Annotated in this window: 27 protein-coding genes; 15 read left to right on the forward strand and 12 right to left on the reverse strand. The window is 70.7% G+C overall.

The window, feature by feature from the left end:
* Positions 1-321: 321 nt before the first annotated feature.
* From FEF34_RS39675 to FEF34_RS39690, 4 genes are all read right to left on the reverse strand, one after another.
* Positions 322-720, reverse strand: coding sequence for a DUF6415 family natural product biosynthesis protein (locus FEF34_RS39675; protein WP_138058315.1), 399 nt, complete (start codon positions 718-720; stop codon positions 322-324).
* Positions 717-1,760, reverse strand: a complete 1,044-nt coding sequence (locus FEF34_RS39680; RefSeq protein WP_138058316.1) for a dihydrouridine synthase — start codon at positions 1,758-1,760, stop codon at positions 717-719. The genes FEF34_RS39675 and FEF34_RS39680 overlap by 4 nt, the downstream gene beginning before the upstream one ends.
* 155 nt (positions 1,761-1,915) lie before the next feature.
* A complete protein-coding gene (locus FEF34_RS39685; protein WP_138058317.1) occupies positions 1,916-2,821 on the reverse strand; it encodes a hypothetical protein in 906 nt (301 codons plus the stop codon).
* A gap of 64 nt (positions 2,822-2,885) precedes the next feature.
* The gene (locus tag FEF34_RS39690; protein WP_138058318.1) at positions 2,886-3,647 is read right to left on the reverse strand and encodes a GntR family transcriptional regulator; all 762 of its coding nucleotides are present in this window, start codon (positions 3,645-3,647) and stop codon (positions 2,886-2,888) included.
* A 117-nt stretch (positions 3,648-3,764) separates the two neighbouring features.
* On the opposite strand from FEF34_RS39690, the gene FEF34_RS39695 reads away from it, so the two are divergent.
* Both FEF34_RS39695 and dapF read left to right on the forward strand, forming a co-directional pair.
* The gene (locus FEF34_RS39695) at positions 3,765-4,019 is read left to right on the forward strand and encodes a hypothetical protein (protein WP_138058319.1); all 255 of its coding nucleotides are present in this window, start codon (positions 3,765-3,767) and stop codon (positions 4,017-4,019) included.
* A complete protein-coding gene (dapF, locus tag FEF34_RS39700) occupies positions 4,016-4,894 on the forward strand; it encodes a diaminopimelate epimerase (protein ID WP_234043352.1) in 879 nt (292 codons plus the stop codon). Before FEF34_RS39695 ends, dapF begins: the two co-directional genes overlap by 4 nt.
* Positions 4,895-4,917: 23 nt before the next feature.
* Here dapF and FEF34_RS39705 read toward each other — a convergent pair whose 3' ends face one another.
* On the reverse strand, positions 4,918-6,240 hold the full coding sequence (locus tag FEF34_RS39705; protein ID WP_138058320.1) for an XRE family transcriptional regulator: 1,323 nt from the start codon (positions 6,238-6,240) through the stop codon (positions 4,918-4,920).
* 222 nt (positions 6,241-6,462) lie between these two features.
* Here FEF34_RS39705 and FEF34_RS39710 point away from each other — a divergent pair, with 222 nt between their 5' ends.
* From FEF34_RS39710 to FEF34_RS39730, 5 genes are all read left to right on the forward strand, one after another.
* Positions 6,463-7,665 (forward strand): radical SAM/SPASM domain-containing protein, encoded by a 1,203-nt coding sequence (locus tag FEF34_RS39710; RefSeq protein WP_138058321.1) that lies wholly within the window; start codon positions 6,463-6,465, stop codon positions 7,663-7,665.
* The gene (locus FEF34_RS41810) at positions 7,662-7,946 is read left to right on the forward strand and encodes an acyl carrier protein (RefSeq protein WP_171053398.1); all 285 of its coding nucleotides are present in this window, start codon (positions 7,662-7,664) and stop codon (positions 7,944-7,946) included. Before FEF34_RS39710 ends, FEF34_RS41810 begins: the two co-directional genes overlap by 4 nt.
* Positions 7,943-9,157: an enoyl-[acyl-carrier-protein] reductase FabV gene (gene fabV / locus FEF34_RS39720; RefSeq protein WP_138058322.1), complete on the forward strand. Its 1,215-nt coding sequence runs from the start codon at positions 7,943-7,945 to the stop codon at positions 9,155-9,157. The genes FEF34_RS41810 and fabV overlap by 4 nt, the downstream gene beginning before the upstream one ends.
* A gap of 17 nt (positions 9,158-9,174) precedes the next feature.
* Complete coding sequence (locus FEF34_RS39725; RefSeq protein WP_138058323.1) at positions 9,175-10,320, forward strand: polyprenyl synthetase family protein; 1,146 nt, start codon at positions 9,175-9,177, stop codon at positions 10,318-10,320.
* Positions 10,321-10,512: 192 nt separating this feature from the next.
* The gene (locus FEF34_RS39730; protein ID WP_138058324.1) at positions 10,513-11,817 is read left to right on the forward strand and encodes an AlbA family DNA-binding domain-containing protein; all 1,305 of its coding nucleotides are present in this window, start codon (positions 10,513-10,515) and stop codon (positions 11,815-11,817) included.
* A 91-nt stretch (positions 11,818-11,908) separates the two neighbouring features.
* On the opposite strand, the gene FEF34_RS39735 is transcribed toward FEF34_RS39730, so the two are convergent.
* Positions 11,909-12,745: a hypothetical protein gene (locus FEF34_RS39735; protein WP_138058325.1), complete on the reverse strand. Its 837-nt coding sequence runs from the start codon at positions 12,743-12,745 to the stop codon at positions 11,909-11,911.
* A 388-nt stretch (positions 12,746-13,133) separates the two neighbouring features.
* Here FEF34_RS39735 and FEF34_RS39740 point away from each other — a divergent pair, with 388 nt between their 5' ends.
* Positions 13,134-13,334 (forward strand): hypothetical protein, encoded by a 201-nt coding sequence (locus tag FEF34_RS39740; RefSeq protein ID WP_138058326.1) that lies wholly within the window; start codon positions 13,134-13,136, stop codon positions 13,332-13,334.
* 193 nt (positions 13,335-13,527) lie between these two features.
* On the forward strand, positions 13,528-14,637 hold the full coding sequence (locus FEF34_RS39745) for a tyrosine-type recombinase/integrase (RefSeq protein ID WP_234043353.1): 1,110 nt from the start codon (positions 13,528-13,530) through the stop codon (positions 14,635-14,637).
* 88 nt (positions 14,638-14,725) lie between these two features.
* On the opposite strand, the gene FEF34_RS39750 is transcribed toward FEF34_RS39745, so the two are convergent.
* From FEF34_RS39750 to FEF34_RS39775, 6 genes are all read right to left on the reverse strand, one after another.
* On the reverse strand, positions 14,726-15,244 hold the full coding sequence (locus FEF34_RS39750; RefSeq protein ID WP_138058328.1) for a hypothetical protein: 519 nt from the start codon (positions 15,242-15,244) through the stop codon (positions 14,726-14,728).
* A 3-nt stretch (positions 15,245-15,247) separates the two neighbouring features.
* On the reverse strand, positions 15,248-15,724 hold the full coding sequence (locus FEF34_RS42230) for a hypothetical protein (RefSeq protein WP_199800785.1): 477 nt from the start codon (positions 15,722-15,724) through the stop codon (positions 15,248-15,250).
* A 217-nt stretch (positions 15,725-15,941) separates the two neighbouring features.
* Entirely contained in the window at positions 15,942-17,759 is a 1,818-nt protein-coding gene (locus tag FEF34_RS39760; RefSeq protein ID WP_138058329.1) for a hypothetical protein, read from the reverse strand.
* 278 nt (positions 17,760-18,037) lie between these two features.
* Positions 18,038-19,528 (reverse strand): 3'-5' exonuclease, encoded by a 1,491-nt coding sequence (locus FEF34_RS39765; RefSeq protein ID WP_171053399.1) that lies wholly within the window; start codon positions 19,526-19,528, stop codon positions 18,038-18,040.
* Positions 19,525-20,040 (reverse strand): hypothetical protein, encoded by a 516-nt coding sequence (locus FEF34_RS44430; RefSeq protein ID WP_407698378.1) that lies wholly within the window; start codon positions 20,038-20,040, stop codon positions 19,525-19,527. Before FEF34_RS44430 ends, FEF34_RS39765 begins: the two co-directional genes overlap by 4 nt.
* Positions 20,041-20,054: 14 nt before the next feature.
* A complete protein-coding gene (locus FEF34_RS39775; RefSeq protein WP_138058331.1) occupies positions 20,055-21,092 on the reverse strand; it encodes a hypothetical protein in 1,038 nt (345 codons plus the stop codon).
* Positions 21,093-21,606: 514 nt separating this feature from the next.
* Between FEF34_RS39775 and FEF34_RS39780 the strand changes: the two genes are divergently transcribed.
* The 6 genes from FEF34_RS39780 (at position 21,607) to FEF34_RS39805 (ending at position 26,574) form a co-directional block, all read left to right on the forward strand.
* On the forward strand, positions 21,607-22,581 hold the full coding sequence (locus FEF34_RS39780; protein WP_138058332.1) for a ParA family protein: 975 nt from the start codon (positions 21,607-21,609) through the stop codon (positions 22,579-22,581).
* Positions 22,578-22,925 carry a hypothetical protein gene (locus FEF34_RS39785; protein WP_138058333.1) on the forward strand — a complete coding sequence of 116 codons (348 nt, stop codon included), beginning with the start codon at positions 22,578-22,580 and terminating at the stop codon, positions 22,923-22,925. Before FEF34_RS39780 ends, FEF34_RS39785 begins: the two co-directional genes overlap by 4 nt.
* A 347-nt stretch (positions 22,926-23,272) precedes the next feature.
* Positions 23,273-23,692, forward strand: coding sequence for a hypothetical protein (locus FEF34_RS39790; RefSeq protein WP_138058334.1), 420 nt, complete (start codon positions 23,273-23,275; stop codon positions 23,690-23,692).
* 187 nt (positions 23,693-23,879) lie between these two features.
* Positions 23,880-24,692, forward strand: a complete 813-nt coding sequence (locus tag FEF34_RS39795) for a hypothetical protein (RefSeq protein WP_138058335.1) — start codon at positions 23,880-23,882, stop codon at positions 24,690-24,692.
* A 111-nt stretch (positions 24,693-24,803) separates the two neighbouring features.
* A complete protein-coding gene (locus tag FEF34_RS39800) occupies positions 24,804-26,069 on the forward strand; it encodes a tyrosine-type recombinase/integrase (RefSeq protein WP_138058385.1) in 1,266 nt (421 codons plus the stop codon).
* A gap of 268 nt (positions 26,070-26,337) precedes the next feature.
* A complete protein-coding gene (locus FEF34_RS39805; RefSeq protein WP_171053396.1) occupies positions 26,338-26,574 on the forward strand; it encodes a hypothetical protein in 237 nt (78 codons plus the stop codon).
* Positions 26,575-26,623: the final 49 nt, after the last annotated feature.

A 26,623-nucleotide genomic window follows, 5' to 3' on the forward strand; every position in this document is an offset into this window, starting at 1 on the left:
TAGACCTGTTGGACCCAATAGGGCCAATGTCCGCTGAGCAGCAATGAAACGGCCCCCGGGTACGCCGGGGCCCTGCATCCGGCGCGCGCCCGTCGCGCTGCCCACGCTGCGGGGCTGGACCAGGCAAGGCCCTATGCAGGGAGGACTCGCGCTGTAGCACCCGAAGAAGCGCTGGTCATGTCCGGTTGCCCATGTTGGGCCCAACGGGGGCAACCACACCTGATCAGGCATTGAGAAGCCCCCGGCGGGCGCTGACGCGGAGCGGTAGCCGGGGGCTTCGTGGGTCGCCCGGAGCCGACGGGGGACGGTCCCGGGTGATGATCAGGGGGAGGCTGGAGAGGCGGCGCCGATCGCGTCGCTGAGTCGGTCGAGCCGTTCGTACAGGGCGCGCACCAGGCGGGCACGGTTCTTCACGCACCGCACGGTGCCCTCCGAGGGTGTGGACAGGCGTCGTTCCGCCTCAGCGAGGACGATCTCGGCGTGGGCTCGATGGCCGCAGTCCTTGGCGAGCCGGTCGACATGGCGTTGGACGTCGGAGGCGACGGCCCGGGCGTGGCCGGTCAGCTGCAGTGCGATCTGCGCGCAATCGCTCGTCGGCACGTCGGCCGCGTCCGTCCACGCGAGCACCGCCTTGACGAGTGACGTATGGGGCTCGCGGTCGAGTGGCACTTCCGTTCCGAGGAGGCCTTCGGGGTCGTAGAGAACGGTGTGGGTGCTCATGTGGCGGCGGCTTTCTCTTCTTGCTTCGGGCTGGTCAGTCCGTGCAGGGCGTTCAGATGGCGGAGGGCGACTGATCCGGGGCCGAACAGGAGGCGGTCGGGTGTGAAGTGCGGCCGGTCAAGGTGGCGTTCGAGCGCGGAGAGGTAGTTCCACCGCAGGCCGGGGTGGGCGGAGTGGGCGTAGTGGTGGAGGTCGCCATAGGGGAGCCAGGTCGTGGCGGCCAGCGCGGCGAGGACGCGGTTGCGGGGGTACAGGCGCAGGCAGCGGCCGGCTTCGACCCAGGCGGGGGTGCCGGTGCGGTGCTCGGGGTCGAACCAGGTGTGCTCGTTGATCAGGCTGAGCCAGGCCATCTGCGGGTAGAGCAGCAGCCTTGGCACCAGGACACCGGCGACCACGGCCACCCAGCCGCCCGCCAGGTACGCGGTAGCGAGCACGGCGCCGATGGCAGCCGCGCGGTGCCAGGTCCCGCCGTGCTGGACGCCGTTGGCGATGCCGAGGGCGGTGGAGCGGATGCCGCGCGGCGTGAGCGGGTGGACGAGCGCGAGGGCGAACGTGGCCCGGCTGGTCCCGGGGTGGAGGCCGGCCTGGTGGAGATCGTCGAGGTTGGGGTCGATCCCGGCCTGGGCTGCGTTGGGGTGGTGGTCGCGCACGTGCCGCTGGCGGCGTAGGCGCACAGGCCCGAGGGCGAGCGGGTGGTGCGCGAAGGCCTCGGCGAGCAGCAGGTTGACGCGGGCGGTGCGGGCGAGAACGCCGTGGACGGCGAAGTGGCTGATCTCCTGCAGGTGGCGGAAGTGGACGGCGACGGCGAGCGCGGCCGCCGCGGCGGCGAGCGGGCCATGGGCGGCGAGCATCCACCACCCGGTGATCTGCAGCCACTGCCCAGCCAGCAGCAGTGACGGAGCCCAGTTGTTGGCGCGGGCGCGCTGGAGGGCTATGAGCTGGGCGGCGTCGGCGGCCCGGGGGCGATGGCGGGTGAAGTGCGCACGGTCGAGCTGGCGCAGCGCGGCGCCAGCGGTGATGACGGCTAAGGCGAGCAGCATGTGCGGTCCCGAAACAGGCAGAAAGAGGCAGGCAGATCCCCACCAGTAATCACGCACCGTACATCTAGTTAACTAACCTTACGGGGTGTTTGCGCACATGCGAGCGGCCCCCGTCCGAAGACGAGGGCCGCGTGGGCGGGATTGGGCGCTGTGGTCTACAGGGTGTCGACGGCGCGGGCGGCGCGGGTGTCGTCCCAGGTGCCGGCGTCGAGCATGGGCCGAGCGGCGGCTTCGTAGGCCTGCAGGATGCGGGGCGCCGAGTCGGCGCCGTGGCCCCAGACCGATTCGAAGCGGCCGGTCCAGCGCTCGGTGCCCTTGAAGTACACGCTGCTTCGACCCCGGTTGTAGTCGGCATCACCCTGCTCTTCCTCGACCAGGACCGCGGCGCCTGCGAAGATGACGACGTCTACGGCCTGGTCGGCGCGCAGCCGGTCCCGGACGGCGAGCCCACAGGTAACGCCGATGTCGCGGTGCTGCCCGATGAGCTCCAGCAGGGATCGGGCGAAGTCTTCCTTGACCAGGTCGTCGTGGTACGCGATGAACAGCCGGTCGATACGGCCGCCGTTCTCGGTGAAGCGCCTGTTCGCGGCCAGGTACTCGCGGCGCTGGGTCAGCAGGGAGGGGTTGGTGGTCAGGTCGGCCGCGAGAATGCGCTGCGGCTCCGACTGCGCCTCGAGGATGGTCTTGACCAGCAGGGCCGACAGGCGGGGGACTTCGCTCGCGTAGACACGCAGGTGGCCGTCGGCGATCTCGCCGTAGTCGGAGATGAGCTCGCGTTCGAGGTGGGAGCGGACCAGGTCGTAGTACTGGGCGTCGTCCATGGTCTTGAGGCTATTGGCCCTGCGCAGATGGATGTACGCCTTGCGCACCCACACGTGGCCGGCGACGAGCAGGAGTATCAGCGCGCTCTGCACGAGCAGGAGCAGCTTGAGGTTGACGTGCTGGCCCACCCACCCGATCACGGGGACGACGAGACCGGCGATGCCGACTAACGCGCCGAGCGCGGGCGACCCCAGTGCATCCGTGATCCTGGCGACCGTGTCGCGGCGCTGGTCAGGCATGAGGTCCTCCCCCTCGAACGGCCGGGCCGTTCGGTTTCATGAGCCCCGGGGCGAGCCCGGGGCGTCAGATGTCGGCTACGGGCAGGGTGATGTCGTAAGCGATGTCCCAGCGGTCGGCCGGGATCAGGATGTCGGCGGTCTCCACCGGTCTTCCGCTGGCGTCGTAGTGCGTGCGTTCGATCAGCGTGGCCTGTGCTCCAGCCGCGATCCCCAGCATCTGGGCCTGCTCGCGGTCGACGTGGACCGGCCGGGGCTTCTCCACCACGCGGGCGACGGTGACCCCGAGGTGGGCCATCCGCGCCACGACTCCGTGCCCGGCGAGCGGACCACCTTCGGGCAGCACGACCACGGTTCCGCCGGTGATGGCCATCGGCTCCCAGCTGGTGGCCAACAGCGCCGGCTGGCGGTCGGCCAGGAACTCGTAGACGGTACGGACACATAGCGCGCCCGGCTCTAGCGCCAGGCGGGCCGCGATCGCCGGCGGAGCCGCGACCTTGGCCGTGCTGTCGGATTCCCACGTGCCGGTGAAGCCCGCCGGAGCCGGGGAGCGGCCGCCCTGGCCCCGGGGGGTGCGCAGCAGGGTGCGGCGTTCGATGGGCGCGCGGACGTAGGTGCCTGAGCCGGCCCGGCCCTCCAGGGCGCCCTCATCAATGAGGAGCTCCTGGGCGCGCCGGATGACGTTCTCCCCCACGCCGAACTCGCGCCCGAGTTCCCCGCGCGAGGGCAGTCGGTCGCCGGGGGTCAGGGTGCCGTCGGCGATACGGCCGCGGAGTGCTGCCGCCACCCGCAGGTACGGGGCACTGCGCTCTGAGCTGCCGTCAGCCATGCCTCTCCTCGCCCGCGTTGCCGCTGACCTGTACGCATTGACAAGCTAGTTCACTAGCCAGAAGCTAGTTAACTAACAACGCGCTGCGTGACAGTCGGTTGATCGAATGTGGGTGCCGTGGGCTACGACCGCCAGAGGGCCGCGATCGGCTACGCCACCTCGCAGCTCACCGCCCTGAGCGGCACCAGGCCCCGCGTCGTCGAGGAATCCGGCGCGGTCCGCATCGAGACCGACGTGACCGCGAGGCTCCTGCGCCACTGGCAACAACTGCTCGCCGTCCTCGACCTGGGCACCACCTTCGGCCTGACCGACACCCACACCGGCCAGGTCGCCTGGCTGCGCTTCGAGTTTGGAGAGAGCTCCCGCCCATGACCGCCCGATCCATGCACCGCACCGAGGTTCCCTTCGCCAAGGGGCACGGCGCCGAGAACGACTTCCTCGTCCTGCCCGACCCCGACGGGCGTCTCGACCTGCCTGCCGCCGAGGTGGTGCGCCTGTGCGATCGGCGTGCGGGCATCGGCGCCGACGGCGTCCTGCGGGCGGTGCGCTGCACCGCCACCCCGGAAGCCTCCGCGGAGGAGGCCGAGTGGTTCATGGACTACCGCAACGCCGACGGCTCCCTCGGTGCGATGTGCGGCAACGGTCTTCGCGTGATGGCCCGCTATCTCGTTGACACTGGCCTCACCCCGCCCGGCACTCTGACCATCGCAACCCGCGCCGGCACCCGCCAGGTCCGCGTCCCCCACCGCAGCCCCGACTTCCAGGGCGAGGTGACCGTGGGCATGGGCCGTCCCCGACTACCCGGCCCCGATGGCATCGACGTCACCGTCGCCGAGCGCCGGTGGCCAGCTCTGCACGTCGATATGGGTAACCCACACGCTGTCGTCTTCGTCGACGACCTCGCCCATGCCGGAGACCTCCGGATCGCCCCCATCGTGGATCCGGCCGGGGCCTACCCCCACGGCGTCACCGTGGAATTCGTCATCCCCTGCGGACCGGCCCACCTTGCCCTGCGCGTGTACGAACGCGGCGTCGGAGAAACCCGAGCCTGCGGTACCGGAGCCTGCGCCGCGGTCGCCGCCGCCCTGAGCTGGGGCAGGCAATCAGCCGCCGCCCACTACACCGTGGACCTCCCCGGCGGACGACTGCGCATAGCGGTGCTTGCCGACGGCGCGATGGAACTCACCGGACCCGCCGAGATCCTCGCTCGGGGCACCGTTAATCTCGGCCGTCGGGCGGCAGCGTAGGGGCCGACACGACCGTCCTTCGGTCAGCGACCGGCGTGGGCGTAGAGGCTGGCAACAGTTGGGTGGGAGCGGTGTCGGGAGAAGCCGTCGAGGGTCGTGCCGACGAGGTTGATGCAGCGGGTGGCCTGGGTGGCTTGGGCGGTGTCGAAGGCTTCTCGGGCATCGGCTGCAGCTGCATCGAGGTCGCGGCGGGCGAGTGCTCCTTCCGCCCGGTAGGCGAGAACGACGGAGCGGGTCCGCTCACGAGCCGGGTCAAGGAGGCTGAGGCCCTCGGCGAGCGTGGTGTCGGCGCGCTGCGGCTTGTTGAGGTCGAGCCAGCAGCGGCCGGCGTCGACGGCGAGGTCCGCGGGCGACATCCAGGACACCCAGGCCGGGGTGGATCCGGGACGGGCACGGTCCAGATGGTGCTCGGCTGAGGCGAGGGCGCGACTGGTGGCGTGGTGGTCGCCGAGGGCGGCCAGCGCTCGGCCTCGGCGCAGGTCAAGGAGGGAGCGAGCGGCCGGAGCGTGTGTACGCGTGGCGGCGTGTTCGAGGATCTCGACAGCGATGCGCGGCTCGTTCAGCCAGGTGGCGGCGTACGCCAGATCGGACAGTACCCCGGCGCCCTGGTCGCGATCGTCCGCGGTGTGGGCGGCGTGGAGAGCGGTCCTCCAGTGGCGCTGGCAGGCTCCGTGCTCGCCCTGGTCGAAGTGCAACCATCCGGCGCACTGAGCGGCGGATGCGGCGACCTGCAGCAGGCGGCGGCCGGTCGGTTCGTCGTACACGCCGGTGCGGATCAGCTGAATGCTGGTCCTCAAAAGGGCGTGGACGAGCGTGGTGCATTCCGGCGCTGAGGTGTTGGTGAGCGCGCGTAACTCGATGGTCTGGATCTCCAGCCAGGCGAGCAAGGTCTTGTCGACGCGGCGGCCGGCGAGGGCTCCGGTGAGGCGCTCGGGTTCGATGGTGGCCCAGTCGGCGGCGAGCCCGGCCAGTGCGCCGGTGGTCAGGGCGAGGAAGCCGCGGCGGTCGGGGTGGTCCAGGGCCACGAGAACCTCCGTGAGGGCGGCATGGGTGCCGCTGGCGGTGAAGGGGTGCGGGGCGTCGAAGGCGGGCAGCCACCAAGGCCAGCCGAGCCGGGCGACCTCGTCCTGGCCGATGTCGAGGACGTCGGCCAGGAGCATCTGATAGTCGTCCCCTGGAGTCGCCAGCTGGTGCTCCCACTTGTAGACGCGATCCCGGCCGGGTTGCTTCAGCATGCCCCGGCGGGCGGCCGCCAGGGCGAGGAGACGGGCCAGGCCCTCCATGCTCCAGCCCCGCTGCTCGCGGACGTGCGTGAGCGGGTGCCGCTGCGCCCCGTCCACACCCATCCCCGACTCCCGAGTTCTCGTCCGCCGACCGCCTTGTGCCCAACGTTCCCGCTCCGCCGCGGTGCACGGCAAGCCCGCCCGCCGTGCACCGGCGGCGGGCATACACCGGGCATACAGACGCGCACCCCGGCTCGTAGAGACGCTGGGCTCGGCGCCAATGCAGGTGTCGTTCCTCTCCGTTGTCCCGCCACCTGGCCGTGAGCCGGGGTGAAGGAGCGTGTCGTGATCAAGGAAGGGTCCTATCTGTTCGTCGAGGGCGCGGGCCCCGTCGAGCCGTTCCGCGGCAAGTACGCCGCGAAGTCGGCGGACGTGTTCGAGCGCGTCCGGGCCCGGTGGACGCAGGCCGGACTGGATCCCGCATCGGCGTATCTGCCGATGCGGATCGAGCTGGAGCTGACGACGAAGTGCGACGACAGCTGCCCATCGTGTGGGATGGGGGCGCTCCCGCTCGTGGAGGGCCGCACTCTGAGCGACGGGCAGATCCGGTTCCTGCTGCAGCAGTTCGCCTCGATCGGCCTCCCCTCGATCGCGATCACGGGCGGGGAGCCGTTCACCGCCTGGCGCGCCCTGCTGAAGCTGATCGAGGGCGCCCGCGAACAGCACATCGACATCTCCAAGCTCACCACCAACGGTTCCTGGGGGACCGTGGCGCGGTGCCCGCGGGTGTTCGAGCGGCTGGAGAAGGCCGGCTTCCTGGACGGGAAGCTGTTCGTACCGCTGCTGATGCTGTCGATCGGCGAGCAGACCACCCCGCTGGAGTCGGTCACCCGGATCCTGCACCACGCCGTGACCCACTACAGCGAGCGCGAACTCAACGTCGCGGTCTCCTCGCTCGCCGACCCGGCCACCCGCCGGCACAAGGTCGACGACCTGATCGCCATCTACGAGTCGGCGTACGGTCAGTTCCCGCACGATCGGGTGCACTCCACGATGAGGGTCTACCTCGCCAACGAACGCCTTGAGGGCCAGGCGCCGGTCCACCGGCCCGGGCACACGCCGGTAGCGAAGTGGATGGATCACTGCTTCGACTGCTTCGCCCCGACCGTCGGCGCGTACGTGCTGCCCACCTCGCTGCTGAAGAACGACGGCGACTGGTATACCTGCGCCGCGTTCAACGTGCCGGAGAAGCTGGCGTTCGGGAATCTGCTGCGCGAGCGGGCCATCGATGTGATCGCCCGCACGGCCGCCTCCCCGTACGTACAGCGGGTGCGCGCCGGCGGCGGCCTGAAGGCTCTGCACGATGTGGTACCGCGGGACTTTACCGAGAACACGACCTGCACCTCGTTCTGCGACTCGTGCGCCCTGCTGATCGACCAGTTCGACGAGAAGTCCGGCAGCACCACTGGTCACCGCACCCCGAGGGTGATCCCGCCCGCCGCGCTGCTGGCCCGTACGAACGGTGCGACGTCGGGGAGCGGGTCGTGAGCGGGATCAACACGGCCGCGATCGCCGTCGAGGCGCTGGTGTGGGTAACCGGCCGGCCCCGCGAGGAGTGCGCGCGCCGTGAGGCGGAGCTGGAGCGGGACCTGGGCGTAGACAGCCTGTCTCTGCTCGAGCTGGTGGTGACCCTCCAAAGTCGACTCGTGATCTCTGTGCCGGATGAAGTCACTGCGCGTATCCGAACGGTCGCAGACTTGCAGGATGCGGTGGCCCCTCTCGTGGCGGCCGCGTCCTCATCCGAGCCGACCCGAAGGACTCCCTCGTGAGCGAACGCGTCATCAACCCCCGTAGTCGCGGGTTCCTCTTCCTCGACTCCCACCCGGCAGGCTGTGAACGGCTCGTCGAAGACATGTGGCAGGCGGTGCCGGCACCGCCGTCCGCCCCGGGCGGGGACGGGCCGGTGGCGTTGGTCATCGGCTCCTCCGCCGGGTACGGACTCGCGGCCACGATCGCCGGGCTCGCCCGCGCGGGGATCCGCGGCATCGGCGTGTGCTTCGAGAAGGCGCCCACCGAGCGGCGCACCGGCACGGCCGGCTGGTACCGGACCGCCGCTACCGCCGGGCTCGCCCGCGCCCACAGCCGGGACATGGTCTTCCTCAACGGCGACGCCTTCAGCAACTCCACGAAGGACCAGGTCGCCGACCTCCTCGCCGAGCGGTTCGGCGGCCGCCTGGACTACCTCATCTACTCGGTCGCCGCCCCGCGCCGCACCGACCCGGACACCGGCACCACGTACGCCTCCGTGCTCAAGCCGATCGGCGAGCCCTACCGGACGAAGACCCTCGTCTTCGACGACCAGGGCGCGCCGGAGGTCAAGGAGGTCGAAACGCAGCCGGCCGAGGGCGACGACATCGACCAGACCGTGGCCGTGATGGGCGGGACGGACTGGGAGCGCTGGATCGATCATCTCGCCGACCGCGGCCTGCTTGCCGACGGCTTCTCCACCGCCGCGCTCTCGTACATCGGCTCGCCGCTCACCGCCGCGATCTACCGGCAGGGCACCATCGGCGCCGCCAAGGCCCACCTGGAAGCCACCGCACGGACGTTGGACGAGCGCCTGGGCAAGCTGGTCGGCGGCCGGGCGGTGACCTCGGTCAACGGCGCGGCCGTCACCCAGTCCTCCACCGCCATCCCCGGCATCGCCCTCTACGTCGGCCTGCTGCGCGGCGTCCTCGGCCAGGCCCTGGTCCCGCCGATCGCGCAGCTGGCCAAGCTCTGGGACCAACTCACCGGCGCCCACCCCCTGACCCTCGACGACGAGGGCCGCGTACGCCTGGACACCTGGGAGCTCACCGACTCCGTGCAGGCCCACGTTGCCGAGCGGTGGAAGAAGGCCACCACCGACACCATCGGCCAACTCGCCGACCTCGACTGGTTCCACGCCGAAGTACAGCGGCTCTACGGCTTCGCCGTGCCCGGCATCGACTACACCGCGCCCGTGGAGACCGACGTCCCCTGGCCCGACCCGACCACCTGATCCCATGGAGGAACGCCATGCCCGTACCGACTGACGAGCAGCTCATCTACTGGCAGCAGCAGCTCGAAGAAGCCCTCGCCCGCTTCGCCGACACCGACCTGCGCCAGGCCACCGCGCGAGCCAGCACGCCGCAGGTACACGACGCGGCCGCCGCCTACCTGATCCGGCCGAGCAAACGGCTGCTCGGCATGGCGTTCCTCCACGCCGCCCACACTCTGTCCGCCGACACCGACATCCACCCTGACGACCTCACCACGATCGCCGCAGCACTGGAGATCCGGCACGGCGCGATCCTCCTCCACGACGACATCGTCGACGGCGACACCACCCGCGGCGGACACCCGACCGCCCACCACGCCCTTACCGCTGCCTTCGGCACGGCCGAAGCGTCCAGCGCCGCGCTGTTCGCCGGCGACATCCTCGCCGGACTCGCCCCCCTGCCGATCCTCCAGACCAGCCTCCCCTCCCCGCTCCGCGCGCGGCTCGCCGAGCTGTTCCAGCACACCACCGCGCACGTCGCAGCCGGGCAGACCGAACAGCTCCACCTCGACGTCCGCCAGGACCCCGAGGCGGTCAGCGAGGCGGATATCCTGCGCATCCACGCCGGACAGTTCGCCCCCTACCTGCTGTGCTCCATCCAGCTCGCCGCCGCGCTGGCCGGCCTCGACGACGACGCCCTCCACCGCATCACGCAGGCCGGCATCCCGCTGTGCCAGGGCTTCCAGGTGCAGAACGACCTCGCCGGATACACCGAGCTCGCGCGCGTCCTGGCCGACGATGCCGACACGACCGAGACGCTGACTCTGGCCAACACCTCCGACCTCGCCCGGCGCCGCCGCACCGTCCTCGTCCGTGCCGCCCTCGACCGCCTGTCCGGCGTCAAGAGGCGCCGACTGCTCGCCTACCTCGACGGCACCGACGACGACCTGGTCGCCATCGTCGGCATCATCGAGGCCTCCGGCGCCGCCCGCCATTGCACGGGCCTCATCACCGACCTTCACTCCCAGGCCCGCGAACGCATCGCCACCGACCCGCAACTGCCGCCCGCCGCACGGACCGCGCTCAGCGCCACCTGGGGCTACATGACCGCCCTGTACGACCCGGCCTCCCCCACCAGCAGCCTCTACCTGCAGGCCCGCAGCGACCTGCAGACCATCAGCTGATGCCGGGCTGACTTCCACCGTCGACACCGGTTGCCCCCGTTGGACCCAACAGGGGCAACCGGTGTCTGACAGGGCGTGGAAGCTCACGGCGCGATCTAGGCGTGCAGAGATGTTCACGAAGTCAGGGCGACGATGCGACTGCGCGCCGGAATCCCGGGGCGTGCCCGCCCGTCCGGCATCTAGGCTGCTCAGATGGCACGCTCATGGACCCGGCTGCACGAGTACCTCGGCCACCCACCGGGGCCGGTGACGTACGAGATGGTCGCCGAGGCCGTGCGGCGCAAGCTCGGCGAGAGCGACGACCTGGACTGGAAGGAGGGCCTTCCGGCCGCCTCGCCGGTTCCGGGTCAGTGGAACGAGTTCGCCAAGGACGTTGCCGCAATGGCCAACACCCGCGGCGGCCTGCTCGTCTACGGAGTCAGCGACACCCTCGACATGGTCGGCATCGACCTGGACAAGGTCAACGACAAGCAGCTGGGCCAGTGGTTGCGCGTCCATCTGCAGCCCACCGTGAGCGGGGTGAGCTACGTCAAGCTGCCGGCGACCGACGGCAGCGGCAAGGACATCCTGGTCGTCGACATCCCGGCCAGCGAGATGGCACCGCACTTCCTGTACGGATGGCAGCAGAAGGATAAGGACAAGACCACCTTCAACGCGCCCTTCCGGCACCGTGACGACACCGACTACATGGCCGAGCACCAGATCGCGCTCGCCTACCGGGACCGCTTCGCCCGTCAGGACGCTGCCGAAGCCGCCCTGGAACAGCACGTCCAGCACACCACCGACCTCGTCCTCGGCGAGTCGGAAGCCCAGGCCGCGTGGCTGGTCGTCGCCGCGCGGCCCACGCGTCCCATTCCCCGAATGGTCCCCGCGCTCTCGCGGTCTGAGGCGCGGGACGTCGTGTCCCGAAGTGCGAGGCGCGCGGAGGGCTTGCTCGTCAGCGCTATCCCGATGCGGAGGCTGCTGGGGCCGCAGCTCTTCCCCGAGCTCCTCGACAACAACCCGCGCAAGGGTCTGCGGCGCTGGGTGGACACGAACATGCTCGTTCCGGCCCGGGCCAACCGCTGGCGTGGCGTGCTGGTGGAGCTGCATCACGACGGCACTGTCGTCACCGCTGTCGACCTCTCCCACCACGCCCTGCCGCCCGACTACCCAGCAGTTCCGCTGCCTGTGTCCTCGCCGGTGCTCATCAGCGCGGCCTTCGAGACTATTGCCCTTGTCCACGAGCACCGCCTTGCGCTGCGCGCAGACACTCCCGTCGAGCTGCGGGCAGTCCTACAGACCCAGCCCGACCCCGGATCCCGCTTCGCCCCTGTCATCCTCGACCCCGGCCTCGGGCGCCCGGAGATAGCCGAGTGGGCACGGCAGCCGCGCACCGTGCAGCCGGCCCACAGCGACCTGGCGCCCTTCGCCGACGATCAAGCGCTCATCGCGGGTGCCACCGACCTTGCCGAGGGGCTGCTGCACCAGTTCGGCCTCGACATCCTGCGGACATGAAAGGCCCGTCAACCCGATCGCGGATCTACGGGGCGGATCGCGGCCCCCTCTCAAGGAGGGGGCGGCCGCCGGGAGCTCCGGCAGTTGCCGGTCAGTCCGGAACGGTCCCTCCGCCCTGAGCCAATACGCGGGCAGCCTCGTACGCCGCCACGGCGCCCGCGGTCACGGCGGCCGGCTCGCCCGTGCGCTGCTCGTGGCGCTGCAGATGGCGCAGGGCCGCCTCCACATACGTGGCGAGGGAGACCACCTGGGTGGTAGTGCGGCAGTCGGCCAGCACCGTCGCCGTCTGGTCGAGCCAGTAGGCCACCTCTTCGTCCGCGGACAGCTCCGTGCGGTGCGCCAGCAGGTTCGTGGCGACGCGGGTCACCAGGGCGTGGCGGCGCTGCTCGGCCGCCTCCCGGCGCAGCGCGGACGCCGTCTGCTCCGCCTGTCGCGCGAGCACGGCGTCGACCGCCTCCGGAGTGCGACGCAACCGACGCCCGGCCTCGTCGCGCAGGTCGACCGAGCGCATCCGCTTGGCCTTGGTGACCGCGCTGGAGGCGGCGCCCACGGCCAGCGGCTCGGCCAGGTCGGCCCACTCCGCCCCGGCGGTCCGTGCCGCGTTGACGGCGCGCACCTGGTGCCGGTCGACCAGTTCGAGAGTCTGCTGGCGCAGGTGTTCCCACAGCCGCACCCGCGTCAGCGCCGCATTCCGGGCCGCCTCTGCCGGTAGGCCGGACTTCGGGTCGGCAACCCGGGCCTGGTGGCGCTCGGCGTACTGCAGCGCGCCGAGCAGATTGTCCGGCATGCCTCGGGCGCCCACCGCGGCGTAGACCGCGGCGAGCTCATGCAGCAGTTCGGCCGAGTCCGTCCCCCTCCCGGCCGTCGGCGTCTTCCGCAACGGCGCGGCGGCCGCGACGGGCCCGCGCGTCTTCCGGGTCCTGGCCATGTGCGCGATGCTGCCGCAGCCCACCCGCCCGCCGCGGGGGATTGCGCCCCGATGGCCCGCAGAGGTGACCGCCGGCGGGGCACGCTGACGTCGGTCACCTCTGCGGCGGTGCGCATATGAGACCGCTGAACGGCAGTGCCAGAGCGTAGACTTGTCGGTGATTCCCCGCCGACATGAGGGGGAGTGCGCCAGGAGTTTCCCTGTGGGTCCGAGGGCAGCCGTACAGGTTCGTACGGAGCGAAGACAGCAGGCAGCCAGCGCCTTTCGAGTGCGAGTCGGCCGCGCTCGTGTTGATCACATCTGTTGTCACGTTGCCAACAGGGGTGGTCGGGCTCGGCTGCCGCGAGGGCATCGGACTGGCCACCCCTTCGTACACGGAGGGAATTCCTTGACCGTCAAGATCACGGGCGTCACCGTCGTCCTGCTGCTGGCCTCGGTGCTGGCCCTCGGAAGCGGGATCGTCGTCTTCGCCCTCGGCACTACGCCGCTCGCGGCCGTCGGCACCGGAGGCGTCGCCTTCCTGGGCATAGCCGGCCTCGGCATGGGGGTCCTGAGCTACCTCCTGCCGGACGCCCCGCGGGATCGGTGAGTCCGACCCCCGCCTCTCGGAGCCCCGTCGGCGGCGTCCACCGCCGACGGGCCGACGACCGGCGTCCACGCCGATTCGCAGTCTGCGAATCGGGCTCCGGCGGCGTTGTCGCGACTCGAGGACAACAGTTCCTCGGGCACTATTGGCTCTTGATAATGTTTCTTCTCAAGAGCCAGAAATGAGGGGGGATCACGTGAGCGAAGCCCGTCTGTTGGCCGTCCCGGCGGCTGCCGACGTCGTCGACGGGGAGCTGGTGGACGACGAGACGGCCGGCGCTGAGGTGGTCGTCCACACGGACCGGGACCGGCATCTCTCCCCCGAGACCGTCGCCGCCATCGAGGCGAGCGTCGCCGACTCCACCCGCCGCGCGTACGGCGCCGACCGCGAGGCGTTCACCGCCTGGTGCGCGACGGAGGGCCGGGCGACCGTCCCCGCGTCCGCCGAGACGATGGCGGAGTGGGTGCGGCACCTGACCGTCACATCCCGGCCCCGCACGAACCGCCCCGCCGGGCCGTCGACCATCGAGCGCGCCATGTCCGCCGTGACCACCTGGCATCTGGAGCAGGGACACCCCAAGCCGAACATGCGCGGCGCCCGCGCCGTCCTCAACGCCTACCGCGACCGGCTCGCGGAGGAGAAGGCGGAGGCCGCACAGGCCCGGCAGGCGACCGCGGCCCTGCCGCCGCAGATCCGCGCCATGCTCGCCGGCACCGACCGGACCACCCTCGCCGGGCAGCGCAACGCCGCCCTGGTGCTGATCGGCTTCGCCACCGCCGCCCGCGTCTCCGAGCTGGTCGCCCTCGATTTCGCCGACGTCGCCGAGGCGGAGCACGGCTACGACGTGACCGTGTACCGCAAGAAGGTCCGCAAGCACACCACGAACGCGATCCTGTACGGCACCGACCCGGCCACCTGCCCGGTCCGCGCCCTGCGCACCCACCTCGCCGCTCTCGCCGGTGCCGGACGTGCCGACGGTCCGCTGTTCCTCCGCGTTGACCGCTGGGACCGCCTCGCCCCGCCGCTCACCCGGGGCGGCCGCCCGATCGGCGACCCGGCCGGACGCATGACCGCCGAGGCCGCCGCCGAGGTCATCGAGCGCTTGGCCGACGCCGCCGACCTGTCCGGCGACTGGTCCGGGCACTCCCTGCGCCGCGGCTTCGCCACCGCCGCCCGCGCCGCCGGGCACGATCCGCTGGAGATCGCCCGCGCGGGCGGATGGGTCGACGGCTCCCGCGTCCTGGCCCGGTACATGGACGACGTCGACCGCGTGAAGAACAGCCCGCTCGTCGGGATCGGCCTGTGACCCGTCGCATCTGACCCAGCACAGTTCAGCCCCGGTCAGACCTATTGGAACCAACAGGTCTGACCGGGGCTGACGTGCGTCCGGTGGGTCAGCGCGGCGGGGTGAGCCGCAGCCCGGGCTGGGAGCGCCGAGGCCCTCGAGCTCGCATGTGCTCGCACAGATGGGCGTGCCGGGGGAACGCGACGCCCGTCGACTCGGTGAGAGCCGGGAAGAACGCCCGAGCGTCCTCCGACTGCTGCGTCGTGGTCCAGTCGTACCCGTCACGGTCGCGCAGGGCGAAGCGCACCATACGGGTGCCGTACCCGTGGCGCTGCCACGGTCCGGTGACCCTGATCTTCACGATCAGCCCGAGGCGGCAGACTTCGCAGGCTTGCCAGACCAGGCGGGCGAAGTCGTACCCGTCCGGTGCGCACGCCTGGATCTCCTGCATTCCGGCCGGGCTGCCGGGCGGAATGTGCCACCAGGTCTCGGTGTCGGGGTCGACCCGCCATTCCAGGCTGTTCGGACGGATGTCCGGCGCCTTCGCCGCGGTGTCCCGTCCGTGGAAGGCGTCGACCAGGCGGGCCCACAGGGATCCGCCCGGCCGCGCCTTGTTCGGCGAGCCCATCGGTCAGATCTGGCTCTGGAGCGGCGGGAGCGCCCGCAGGGCGGCGGGCAACTCGTCGATCCCGCGCTGCAGGTACCAGGCCAGCGACCAGCGCAGGACGACGCCGCGGCGAAGACGCCATTGGTCACAGAGCTGGGAAAGGACGTCGTCGCAGAAGTCCTCCCGCAGATCGGCGAGCACCTGGTCCTCGGTGTAGCTGGCGTAGCCGATACCGCACTTGTCCGGGTCGCCGAGGTCGAGCGCGTCGGCGAGGATCGCCGCGGCCGCCGCGCTGGTGCCGCCGCCGTTGTAGCCCCAGCCGAAGCCGCCGGCCTCCGGCTCGCTCAGCTCGCGCAGCACCGTCACCCCGTACTGCCGCTCGGTGGGGCCGAACTCGGGCTTCTCGACAAACAGTCGGGCGGGCTGCCACTCTTCCCCGTCGCCCCGGTCGCTCTCCGGGCCGTGCTGGACACCGTGGTACGTGCGGTCCTCGTAGGCCATGCCGTTCCCTCCCGTTGATCTTCTGACGCGGTCTCAGCCTGCCGCACCTTGCGGACCGGCAACAGAGCGCGATTGGCCAGCCACCAGAAGGCGCCGCAGACAAGTAGTCGGCGGCCAGCGCCGCCGTGGAATGTCTCGAACGCGCTGGTCACGGGGCCCGCCTACGGCATCGTCGCCGGACAGCCGATGTGGCCAGAGGCGCGCGACGACCGCCCCTTCAGACGCTGCCCTGGGCCTCTTCGTTCGGCTGGTCGTCGACAGCTGTGACGTCGTCTCGGCGGCAGTACATGCAGTCCCCGACACTTGGATGCGGGCCCACCAGCGCCGTCAGCTGCTCCCACGGTGTGATGCGCGAACCCGTTTCGAGCAGCGCCTCCACCGCGGCTACGAGGGGTTCGCTGGAGCTCGGCGCCAGACCTACGACGTGAGTTGGCACCCCGGGATGCCACACGGCGTGCTCGATCGCTGCCGCCAGTTTCTCCGCCGGGCCCTGGGATGGCAGGAGAAGCACCCGGTCCTGGTCGGTGATGACGAAGCCGACGGCCGGGGCTGGTTGCCCGTAGTCGCCAACGGACTCGGTGCGCAGCAGCACGATCTCCAGCGGTGCTCCGGCTGAGGGGGCGGGTGCGGGCATGGTGCGCGGTACATGCACGGCGGCGAGCCCGGTGTCGGGCGAGGTTGCGCACCAAGCCGGACCGGTCAGCGTCGGCCAGGTGCCCAGGACGGATCCGGCAGTCGCATTCGGGTGGGCGTCAAGCGCATCCAGGACGCGCTGCGCGCGGTAGCTGCCCGTCGTCTCGGCGGGGATGACGCGGTCGGTGAACAGCGAACGCACCGGGTGCGGCAGCCGCTTGGTGTCGACGAGTACGGTCCCGGCGCTGGCGGGGTCTCCGAAGGTGCGCAGTGCGTCGGCTGCCAGGCGTTGGGACGGAGCGTGGTCCATGACCCACTCCAGCCCCTCCCAGAAATCACCGTTCGTCGTGGGAACGGGCGGCAGGTTGAACTCGACGGCGACCTGCCAGATGGCGGGATCGCAGTCCTTGGGCAGCGCGCCATGGTCAGGGAAGCCTCCCCGGCGCCATCCCGAGGTGGCGCTGTCCCACCGGGACTTGCCCAGCTCCAACACGGAGTCGCGCAAGGTGCCCTCCAGCTTGTCGGCAGTGCTTTCGCAACGACGGAGGAAGGCCTGCGCCTCTGCCAAGGGCGGCGGCACGTGCTCCGGTAGCCGCGGGGCGTCCGGTGCCCAGCTGGAGACGAGGGCCGGCGTGGCGCAGCCGGGGGGCCACCACGGCAGCCGGTGCCCCAGGGCCTGGGCCAGGTCCTTGAGCTCGTTGTCGGAAGGCCGCACCTGGCGGAGGCGGCCGTGTAGGGCATCCTCGGCGCGGTTGTTGGCGTCGGCTTCATACAGCTCGAGCATGCGCACGTCCCCGGACAGAGAGCTGTACTCGGGTTCAGAGCGAGTGGGGAGCAGAACCAGCGTGCCCAGCAGGTCGGTGCCCGACAGGAAGTCGGGTTCGATCCCGGTGAGGATCTCGTGCACCAGGTGGTCAAGCGGGCTTCCATGGGGCCAGCTGTGAGGCCAGCCGAGCAGTCGGCGCATCTCGCCAGGGGCGAGCACCGTGGCCACCCACACAGAGGAGCTGTGCCCGCCGGGGGCGGTGTAGCGGGCCACATGGACGTCGATCGGCGAGCGCCGCAGGTCAGGGTCCAGGAGCGCGTCTTCCTGGCGCAGTTGCAGCGTCCGCTGTTCTTCGCGGCGCAGATGCGGGCCGTCTGGACCCGGCAGCAGCCATGACGCGGTGCGAGGCGGAAGGCGTCGGCCGGTACGGGCACACCAGCGTGCCACAGTGTCGCCACGCCACAAGGGCCGTGTCTCGGTGCTGTCTGGGGCATCGGGCTCAGGGAGGGCATCGGACTCGCCGGCGTTGCGCAGTTGGGACACCCGACCGCGGGTGAGGCCGGTCAGCCGGGCGATGTCGGCGCCGGAGTAAGCGTCAGCAAGGGGGCGGTTGGTCCGCGTCCAGGGAAGGGCCATCACCCAAGGCTAAACGAATCGCTTAGCCTAGCTATCGGTTTTTGAATCCCAGTTTCGGTCAGCCTCGACGAACGGACTTGGGCTGGGAGTCCTGTCTCTGTGCGCTGGCCCAGGCATGGGCGTCGCCGAGACTTCCTGGGCGGGCCTCAGGGCTGGTGCTGGCCGCACGGCCCACTGACGGCAGGGCAAGGGACCGGACCCCTGTTAGACCTGTTAGTACTAATGGATCCAACAGAGGCCCGTCTGGGACTCTGTGAACGGGTCGCTCGGCGGGTATGTCATGCGTCCGGTACGGCGGGCGAGGCGAGGACCGTACCGGCGGGGGGACCGGGAACCGGATCGCCGGGCGCGGGCGGCCGGGGGGTGAAGGAGCTGCCCCGCCCCTTGGACATCCTGATCAACACGTCACGGGCGGTTTCGCAGTCGCCGGCGGCGCGGTGTCCGCCGCCAAGACGCAGCCACCGGTTGGAGCCGACCCATTTCGCGTACGCGTCCATCAGACAGAACCAGTTGTCCCAGGGCTCCAGGTGCAGCGGCTTCTTCCCCGCCCGGTGGGTGTCCCCGAGGACGACGGACCTGTCGAACTCCGCGTTGTACGCACAGATGATCCGGTCCTTGGTGACCTTCCGGAGCCTGGGGAGGATCTTCTCCCACGGTCGTGCGTCGGCGACGTCGTCGTCGGAGATGCCGTGTACCCAGTGGGCGCCCGGGGTGATCTTCGTGGTGGGCTTCACCAAGGTGTCCATCAGTTTCCGGCCGGTGGCGGTGTCGATGACGGCGATCTCGACGGTCTGCCCGTACAGGTCGGTCGTCTCCGTGTCGAGGATGACCGCGGCGTCCGGTTGCAGCAGCGTCCGAGCCTTGCGGGTGATCCGGCCCCATGTCGGGCAGAGCGTGATCTCGGCGGCGTACGATCCGGCGGCCGGATTGTCGGTCAGCTCTTGGCGCACGGTCTCCTTGGTGGGGCCGCCGTCGATGCGCTCCCAATCCAGCTCCCAGCTGCCGGAGTACGGCGAGTTCCAGGCCCACACGGTCACACCGTGGCGGTCGGCCAGGGCCTGCGCGAAGCCGCGGACGACGGCGGCCCGGGTCGGGGCGAGCTTGGCGTACTCCCGCAGGGGAGAAGGAGCTCCCTTGGCCAGGCCGCGGGCGGCCTCCCAGTCGACCCCGGGCATGTCGAGGAGGGCGCGGACATCGCCGAGCCGGTACAGGGCGACGGTGACGGTGCGGTGGCGGCCGACCGCGCGCTTGTAGGTGTCAGCGGGCTCGATCCAGCCGGCGGCTTCGACGTACTTGAAGTCGGTGGGCCGGATCTCCAGCACGTCGGTGGCTGCGGCCTGGGCGGTGATGTACTGCTCGCCGTCCGCCTCTTCGGCCAGCTTGTCCAGGTCGGCGATGAGGTACCGCTCCCCGCGCCCGGTGGTGATACGGCCCTCGCGGCCCATGCGGGCGATGTCGCTCCAGTGCCAGCCGATCCGCTCGGCGGCCGCGTCGCGGGGCAGGCTCGCCTGCTCCCACTCCACGCGGTCGGCGACGATCTTGCGCACCAGCTCCACATCCAGGGCGAGCGCGTCGGCCGTCGCATAGAGCGGCCAGCCCTTGTACGAGTCGCATGAGGTCAGGTGATCATCTGCGACGAGCTGCTCGACGTCGGCCGGGGTGATCGGCTCGCCGGTGTGTTCGGCGAGCAGCCCGGCGAGCCGGGTCGCGCCCAGGGCCTCGGACAGGGTCTTCTGCGGGGTCGTGGTCTCCGGGAGGGTGTCCGTCACTGGTGGTGCTCCTCTCGGCTGTGGGGTGAGTCGCTGGTCGTGGTGGGGTTCAGGGGCTGGCGCCGTTCGGCCGGCCATGTGAGAAGTAGGAACTGCCACCGCGGGGAGTCCAGGTGGCTGATGTCGACGCTCGCGCGCTCCACGCGGAAGGGCTTGTGATCGGGCACGTCGGCCCGTGCGATGTCGACGGTGGGCCACGGCACGTCGCGGCCGCGCTCGATGTACCCGCCGAGGTCGGTGAAGTCGTCCCGCTCCAGTAGGTGTGGGCTGTGCAGGGTGGCCGTGTGGCCGTCGGCGAAGGTGAGCGTGGCCGGCGGGGCTGGGGGCGCGGGCTCCAAGATCTTGCCGTGCTTGCGCAGCCACGCCTCGGCCTCGTCGGTGCGGAACTCGGGATGGTCGGCGGTGCCGCCGACTGGCTGGGGGAAGTCGTCGTGGCGGCGGCGCCAGTTGACCACTGCGGCGCGGCCAACGCCTGCGCGCCGCGCGATCGCGGTGAGAAGCAGCGTGTCCATGTCCGTGCCGCCGGTCAGTGGAAGGAGACGCGGGCGACGACGGCGAGGAGTTCGCCCGCGTCTCCTGCGGCCGCGAGGGTTTTCGGGTCGGCGGTCTTCACCGGGCCGGTGACCAGGACGTGCTGGACGCGGTCGAGGAGTGCCCACCATTCGGCTGGCAGGCGTACGGACTCGGATGCGCGCCACAGCTCGATGTCGTCCTGCCCCTCGGCATCGACGTGCACGAGGCCCGTCAGGGAGCGAGCGGCGATGTTCGCTCGTAGCCTCCAGCGCGGGTCCATGTCCGGCATCCCGTGCAGGCCCCAGTGCTCCCAGTCGGTGCGGCGCTCCAGGTCCTTGATCCCGGCGTCCTCGGTCTCCGGGTACAGCGTCAGCATCGGCATCGGCTGGCCCTCGGGCGTCGTCGTCTCGCCGACGAACACGCCGTAGTTCGGTGCCAGGTGGTAGGCGTCGACGTCGTCGCCCAGGTCCAAGTCGTCCAGCGTGACCACCTCGATGCCGGCCGCGCGGAAGGCGTCCATCGGGTCGGCCGGCCTCTGTCGCGGCGGCGCCTCGGCGAGCATCTGAACGGCGTCGCCCAGGTTCGGGTCGCCCATTGCCCAGTGGTCGAGAGAGTCCTCGAGGAGCGCGGCCGCGGCCTCCTCGTCCATCGCCTCGACGGCGGCGAACGCCTCGTCGCCGGAAGCAGCCTTCATTGCGGCGCGGGCCAGCGGCGCCCACTCCCGAGTCGGGGAGGAGGCGAACATCCCCGACGTGGGGAGCGTGCCGTAGACGGCCCCGGCGAGAGCGGCGAGCGTCGCCCGATCCGGCAGCATCTTCTTGGCCAGTGACTTCTGGCACGGCTGACAGCCGACCCGGCAGGCGGCGACGAGCCGGGCGGCGAGATCGAGGTCGAGGACCCGCCAGCTCCCGTGCGGAACGAGTCGGATGACGCTCATGTCCGGCAGCGGCGAGTGCGTGTGTGTGGTGCCGGCGGCCGCCGCGGCGTACGCGGCTCCGGTGCGCCGTGACTTCTGGCGGGCGCGCTGTTTCTTCCCGTGCTTCTTGACCACGAGCTCTCCTCGTTGGCGTGCAGCGGTTACCCATGACCCGATGCACGCGCGAGAACTGGTGACAGGCGCGGGCATACGGCTGTTCGTCGTCGAAGACGAGCTCGGTGTTGCTCTCCGCACTGATGCGCTGGGACCTCGGGGGTCCTGGCACCTTCGCCTCAGATCGCTCCCAGTCATGGGCTGAGGCTGGCTTGGGCCCGTGCGCGGGCCGTACACAAGCACCATATCGACCACCACCGACAACGGTCCCGAGAACGCGCCAAGGACGCCCGAACGGAGACGGGCAGGAACGCTCGGAGTTCCCTGGGAGACGCCGAACTGCGGGCTCATTGCCCCTGTTGGGTCCAACGGGGGCAATTCATTCGGGGCGGCCTGTCCATCCGGGGCCTGGTCTGTCGCGCCCTTCGTTCGGGGGCTTGCATAACCGCCAGACCTGTTGGGCCCAACAGGTCCGATACGGTCTGTGCTGGAACTTTCGGGGAGGCAGAGAGGGATCGACGATGAGGAGCGACACATGCCTATGACCGTCTTGGAGCCACTGGGCGGGTTGACCGACCCACTGGACGTGGTCAGAGAGTGGCGGGTCGACGAGCTGCTGGGAGCCGCGGACCTGGACGCGGCACTGGAGCAGCTCGACTACAACCGCGACCTCCGCGCGCAGATCTATGTCCCTCCGTCGCTCGGTGAATTCCCGGCCGCTTTCGCCGGCGAGCACCGCGTGTACGTCTGCGTCAACCAGAAGGGCGGCGCGGGCAAGACGACGACGTCTGTCGAACTCGCCTGCGCATGGGTGGCCATGGGCTACACGGTCCGCCTGATCGACGCGGACCCCCAGGACGCCTCCCTCTCCGCCTGGCTCACCCCGGTCTACGGGGACACTCCCGAGGGCGAACGGTTCGACCTCACCGACGTCATGTTCAACCGGCGCTCCCTGGACGAGGCGACGTACTACACAAACATCCAGGGCCTCTACATCGTGCCGAGCGGCGAGACCCTGGGCCAGGTCGAGTACGACCCGAAGGCCGGCCGGGACGGCAGCCTGCGCGGCGCCATCCGCAAGTCGAAGGCGCCGGTCGACATCACCATCATCGACGCCCCGCCTGCCCTCGGGAAGCTCTCGATCAACGGGCTGATCGCCGCGGACGAGGTGATCGTGCCGCTCAAGGTCGGTGCCCTGGACAAGAAGGCGCTCAAGGAGCTGCACGACACCATCCGGGCCGTCCAGGACGACGCGAACCCGGACCTGTTCGTACGGGCGGCCGTGATGACCGCCTGGGACAAGTCGAAGTTCGCCGGCAAGGTCGCAGCCCAGCTGCGCACCGACTACCCGGAGGCGATCGTCGCGCCCGTACGCCGCAGCGTGAAAGCGGCCGAGGCACCCGACCACGGTGTGCCTGTCCGTGTCTTCCACCCGGCCGCGAAGGCCACCGGCGACTACGACCAGCTCGCCCGCACTCTCCTGCCCGCGAAGGGGGCCACCGCAGCATGAGCAAGCCGTTCGGAGACATCGCAGGCGGCAGCGCGAACGGAGGCGACCGACCCGCCACCGGCGGCAGCAGCATCCTCGGCAAGCTGCTCGGCGAGCAGGGCACGACGGGCGGGAAGCAGAAGGTCCCCGCGTACGTCAGCAACGACCTGCTGGAGCGGCTGCGCGACACCGTCGTCGGGATGCAGCGCGACCCGAACGTCTCCACCCCGCCGGTCTCGCTCTCCGCGTTCGTCGAGGCCGCCATCGAGGCCGCGGTCGAAGCGGCAGAGGAGGAGCACAACGGCGGCCTGCGGTACCCGCCGCGCCCCAACCAGCGGCTTAAGACGGGCCCGCCCGTCGGCTGACCCGCGCAGTCCCGCGAGCGGTCCCACCAGCGGTGGGGCCGTTCGTGCGTTACAGGTGCGCGAGCCACGCACCGGCGACGGGGTTTCTGGACTCTCTGGACCGCCCTACGCGCGCAAGCGCGATACGCGAGAGGCACGTCAGCGCCCGTTGGGGCTGTTGGTTCTAACAGGTCTATCCCTTACTCGGGGCCGAGCGGGCACGCTCCGCGAAGAGGAGTGGCCAGGGGTCTTCTCGCCGAGCCGTTCCGGGTTGAGACTGTGATCCCCGCGGCGACGGCTTGCTCGCGCCGTCCCATGGACCGGCTCCTCTGCGGCTTGTCGCAGCTCAGTGAAGGAACTTCCGCACCGTGAACGACGACGACCAGCCGATAGAGCACCGCCGTATCGAATGCTCTGACTGCCAGGCGGATCCCGACACTGGCTGGGTCCGCCAGTCGTGGATAAAGGACGGGGTGTTCACCGAGCTGTGGCATACGCAGGACTGCCCCCAGTACGTGGTGGAGCAGATCCTCGGAGAGGACTCCGCCCGGCGCATGAAGGAGCGCGACGCCTGGGCGGAGAAGGCTTTCCCCGCCGCCCATGACCGTCTCGCGGCCGCCGCTACCGACGTCGCCGCCGACAGCCCGGCCGCCCCCTTCGTCGCCGCACTCACCGACCTCGTGGCGGCACAGGCTGGATGCGGCGGAGGCTTTCTCACCCTCGATAAGTGGGCCGAGATCCTCGAAAGGCACTTCCCTCCCCAGGAGCCGGACGCTCGGGGCAACTGACAGAGGGCGGCCCCCTGCCGGTCCCGTTCACACACGTCAGAGAAGGTTGGGCCTGTTGGCTCCAACGGGTCTAATTCCTGAGTCGGGTGGTGACGCTGTCCGGATGGGGCCGAAAATCGCCGAGCCGACCGCGACGGTGGGCTGACAATCGGCGCATACGCGCACCGCCGAAGGGGAGGGCCGGCAGATGATGGACGAGCTGCGCTTCGACAGCGAGATCGGAACGATTGCTGTCACCGCACGGGAGAACAGCCTCTCGATCGAGAAGGCGATGGGCACTCACAGCCTGCGCCTGCAGCTGGAGCTCAAGCTCCCGAGCACGGGGGCCGGAGGCCGCGCCGTGATCCTTGAAGCGGACCTGTACGCACGCTTCGGCGCGGCGCAGAAGGCATGGCTGGGGACCGCGACGCGCGCCCTCGCCTTCACCCCGGGCGCTATCGTCCGCCCCCACCTGCAGTACCTCCTCACCAGCGCCCAACTCCTGGCCCTGGAAGACCATCGGACCGGGGACGACCTGCAACTGGCGCTCGACGTCCGTGCCGTCCTGCCCCAGGCAGCCGGCTATCCCGGTTGCTCGCCGGCCACGCTGAACATCGACGTCGCCGAGAGCCGCTGGCGCCAACAGCTCGAAGGGCTCGGACGCTCCCTGGCCTTCGAGCTCTCGATCCCCTTCCCCGCCGACAACGAGCCCCACCAGGAAGCCGTCGGCCACCTCCGGGAGGCGCAGCGACGGCTCAGAGACGATGACATCGACGGCTCTCTGCTCGAGGCCCGCCGCGCCCTGGAATACATCAAGGACCACAGCGGCTGGTCCTGGCCCGGCAAGAAGCCGAAGGAGCAGCGCTTGCAGGATGAGCGCTGGGCATGGATCCGGGCGGGGCTGGAAGACCAGACCAGCGGGGCCGTGCACGCGGACGCCGTCACCAGGCACTTCTCCTACACCCGGGCCGAGGTCGAGACGATGATCGCCATGGTGACTGCGCTACTGCGCCTCGTCTGACCTGTCCGCGGTCGTGCCACGTCAGCGACAGTTGGGCCTGTTGGTTCTAATGGGTCTAATTCCTCGTTCCGGCTGTCCAGCTGGCCGGGGATGGTTACCGTGCCAGACGTGATGAAGAAGCCCGACGTCCTGGAGGAACTGCCCGAGCTGAAGGAGGCGGTCGAGGCCGTGTGCGAGGCCGCGCCCTCCGAGGCCCGCGCGCGGCAGATCCGCGCCCACGCCCGCGAGCTGGTCCGCGCTCTCCAGCATCCCGAGCACCCGCGAGGTGTCGCCGACGACCTGGCGGACGTCTTCGACCGGGACTCGCTCAAGGCGTACGAGGGCCTGGCGCTCGCCGGCGAACTGCGCGACCGCGGCGAGAAGCGGCCCACTTCAGAGGCGACGGCCATGGTGCGCTCCGGTGTCATGGCGTTGCTGCAGCGCGAGCTCGGCCTGGAGGTCGTCCACCTGCGGCAGTTGGAGGAGCTGCCCCGCAAGCAGCCCGTCGACGTCGCCCGCCGCGAGCGGCTCCGCGACAGCCTGCAGACCCTCTCCGACCACATCGGCCGCCGCACCGGCTGGACCGTCGAGGGTGGTCTGCTCACCAGCGGCTACCCGCTGTGGGTGCGGATGCTCGCGATGGCCTCGGTGGTGCTCGACACCGGCGCCCGCGTTGGAGAGCTGTGCGCGCTACGCCTGGAGGACCTCTCGCCGTCCCTGCAGGAGGTCCGCGTCACGAGGCGGCCGCAGAACCGACGCCCCGACACCCCGCCTGTCATCGAGGTCTACCCGCTGCGCCGCGCCACCCGGGCCGCGCTGCAGCGCTGGCTCCAGGTCCGCCGCCTGCTGATGGCCGAGGTCTCCGGCGGTGCAGACTGGCTCTGGGTGTCGGTGCGCGGCAACCATGGCGGCGTCGTCGCTGAGGGTGCCGAGCCGGTGTACCGGCCCGCCGGCACCGCGCTGCAGCCGCGCGGCGTCGCTCGCAGCTACACCAACACCGTGACCAAGGTGAACATCGACCTCGCCGGCCAGCCGGGCTGGGAGCCGCTACCGGTGCGCATGGAGCAGCTGCGCCGCGGTGTCGCCGCGCCAGAGGCAACGCTCGTGCCCCCCGCCCCGGATGCCGAGCGCGCCGCCGAACTCCTGGAACGGCTGAGAAAGGCCGCGCGCCAACTGGCCGCCCTGCCCAACGACGAGTCCCTTGCCACCCTCGGCCGCGGGGCCCGCGACGAGGCTCGCAACGTGCTGCGCGAGGCATGGCGCCTGGGCGTCGAGCACCAAGTACAGCTCGCCGCGCTCGGCTCCGCCTCTCTGGCCGCCCTGGACGTCCCGCGCGCCGGATGGGACCCCGAGCTGCTGCGCGCCCTGGACCGCACGGTGCACCTCACGCCGCTTTAGACCTATTGGACCTAACGCCCCCAACCCGACTCCGTCGCCACTGGGTGAGCAGGGCCTTCGCCTGGCCGTCGTGAGACGCTCCCGCGCCACGCTGACCTGCGAAGAGGAACATTCGTGGAACTCGTGAGACCGCTCCACGCGCGCGTGTACAGACTGGTCTTGCCGTGACCTTCTTCGAGCCAGAACCGCGGGTTGCGGCCCGGTGGAGCGACCGCCACCGCCACCATGGCCGCCTACAGCGACGTCGATCAGGAGGACCCCGCGCGTGTTGCCCAATCACCATCGGCTCAAGGGCGGCGCGCTGCTGCTCGGCGCAACCGGCCCCGGCGAGCGCGGCCCCTTCGGTGTCTGGCCCACCGACGACGTCCTCGGCGACGATCAGGAGCACGAGGGCATGCTGGCCCTGCCGATCCCTTGCCCTGCCGACCAGATCCCGGACGCCATGGATACCGAGGCGTTCACCGCGCCGCTTCCTTCAGGGATCCTGCAGGCCGACCCGCATTAGATCCGATAGGTCCAATGGGCCCAATAGGTGAGGGGAGCGTGGCCGCCGT

Source organism: Streptomyces marianii, from assembly GCF_005795905.1.
GTDB classification, from domain to species: Bacteria; Actinomycetota; Actinomycetes; order Streptomycetales; family Streptomycetaceae; genus Streptomyces; species Streptomyces marianii.

Bases quoted from the DNA above. Each gene is read 5' to 3' on its own strand.
- dapF (WP_234043352.1), top strand. From the start codon at position 4,016: ATGACCGCCCGATCCATGCACCGCACCGAGGTTCCCTTCGCCAAGGGG.
- FEF34_RS39760 (WP_138058329.1), bottom strand. From the start codon at position 17,759: ATGGCCCTTCCCTGGACGCGGACCAACCGCCCCCTTGCTGACGCTTAC.
- FEF34_RS39690 (WP_138058318.1), bottom strand. From the start codon at position 3,647: ATGGCTGACGGCAGCTCAGAGCGCAGTGCCCCGTACCTGCGGGTGGCG.
- FEF34_RS39730 (WP_138058324.1), top strand. From the start codon at position 10,513: ATGGCACGCTCATGGACCCGGCTGCACGAGTACCTCGGCCACCCACCG.
- FEF34_RS39780 (WP_138058332.1), top strand. From the start codon at position 21,607: ATGCCTATGACCGTCTTGGAGCCACTGGGCGGGTTGACCGACCCACTG.
- FEF34_RS42230 (WP_199800785.1), bottom strand. From the start codon at position 15,724: ATGGCCTACGAGGACCGCACGTACCACGGTGTCCAGCACGGCCCGGAG.
- FEF34_RS39735 (WP_138058325.1), bottom strand. From the start codon at position 12,745: ATGGCCAGGACCCGGAAGACGCGCGGGCCCGTCGCGGCCGCCGCGCCG.
- FEF34_RS39725 (WP_138058323.1), top strand. From the start codon at position 9,175: ATGCCCGTACCGACTGACGAGCAGCTCATCTACTGGCAGCAGCAGCTC.
- FEF34_RS39750 (WP_138058328.1), bottom strand. From the start codon at position 15,244: ATGGGCTCGCCGAACAAGGCGCGGCCGGGCGGATCCCTGTGGGCCCGC.
- FEF34_RS39680 (WP_138058316.1), bottom strand. From the start codon at position 1,760: ATGCTGCTCGCCTTAGCCGTCATCACCGCTGGCGCCGCGCTGCGCCAG.
- FEF34_RS39795 (WP_138058335.1), top strand. From the start codon at position 23,880: ATGATGGACGAGCTGCGCTTCGACAGCGAGATCGGAACGATTGCTGTC.
- FEF34_RS44430 (WP_407698378.1), bottom strand. From the start codon at position 20,040: ATGGACACGCTGCTTCTCACCGCGATCGCGCGGCGCGCAGGCGTTGGC.
- FEF34_RS39675 (WP_138058315.1), bottom strand. From the start codon at position 720: ATGAGCACCCACACCGTTCTCTACGACCCCGAAGGCCTCCTCGGAACG.
- FEF34_RS39705 (WP_138058320.1), bottom strand. From the start codon at position 6,240: ATGGGTGTGGACGGGGCGCAGCGGCACCCGCTCACGCACGTCCGCGAG.
- FEF34_RS39785 (WP_138058333.1), top strand. From the start codon at position 22,578: ATGAGCAAGCCGTTCGGAGACATCGCAGGCGGCAGCGCGAACGGAGGC.
- FEF34_RS39800 (WP_138058385.1), top strand. From the start codon at position 24,804: ATGAAGAAGCCCGACGTCCTGGAGGAACTGCCCGAGCTGAAGGAGGCG.
- FEF34_RS39685 (WP_138058317.1), bottom strand. From the start codon at position 2,821: ATGCCTGACCAGCGCCGCGACACGGTCGCCAGGATCACGGATGCACTG.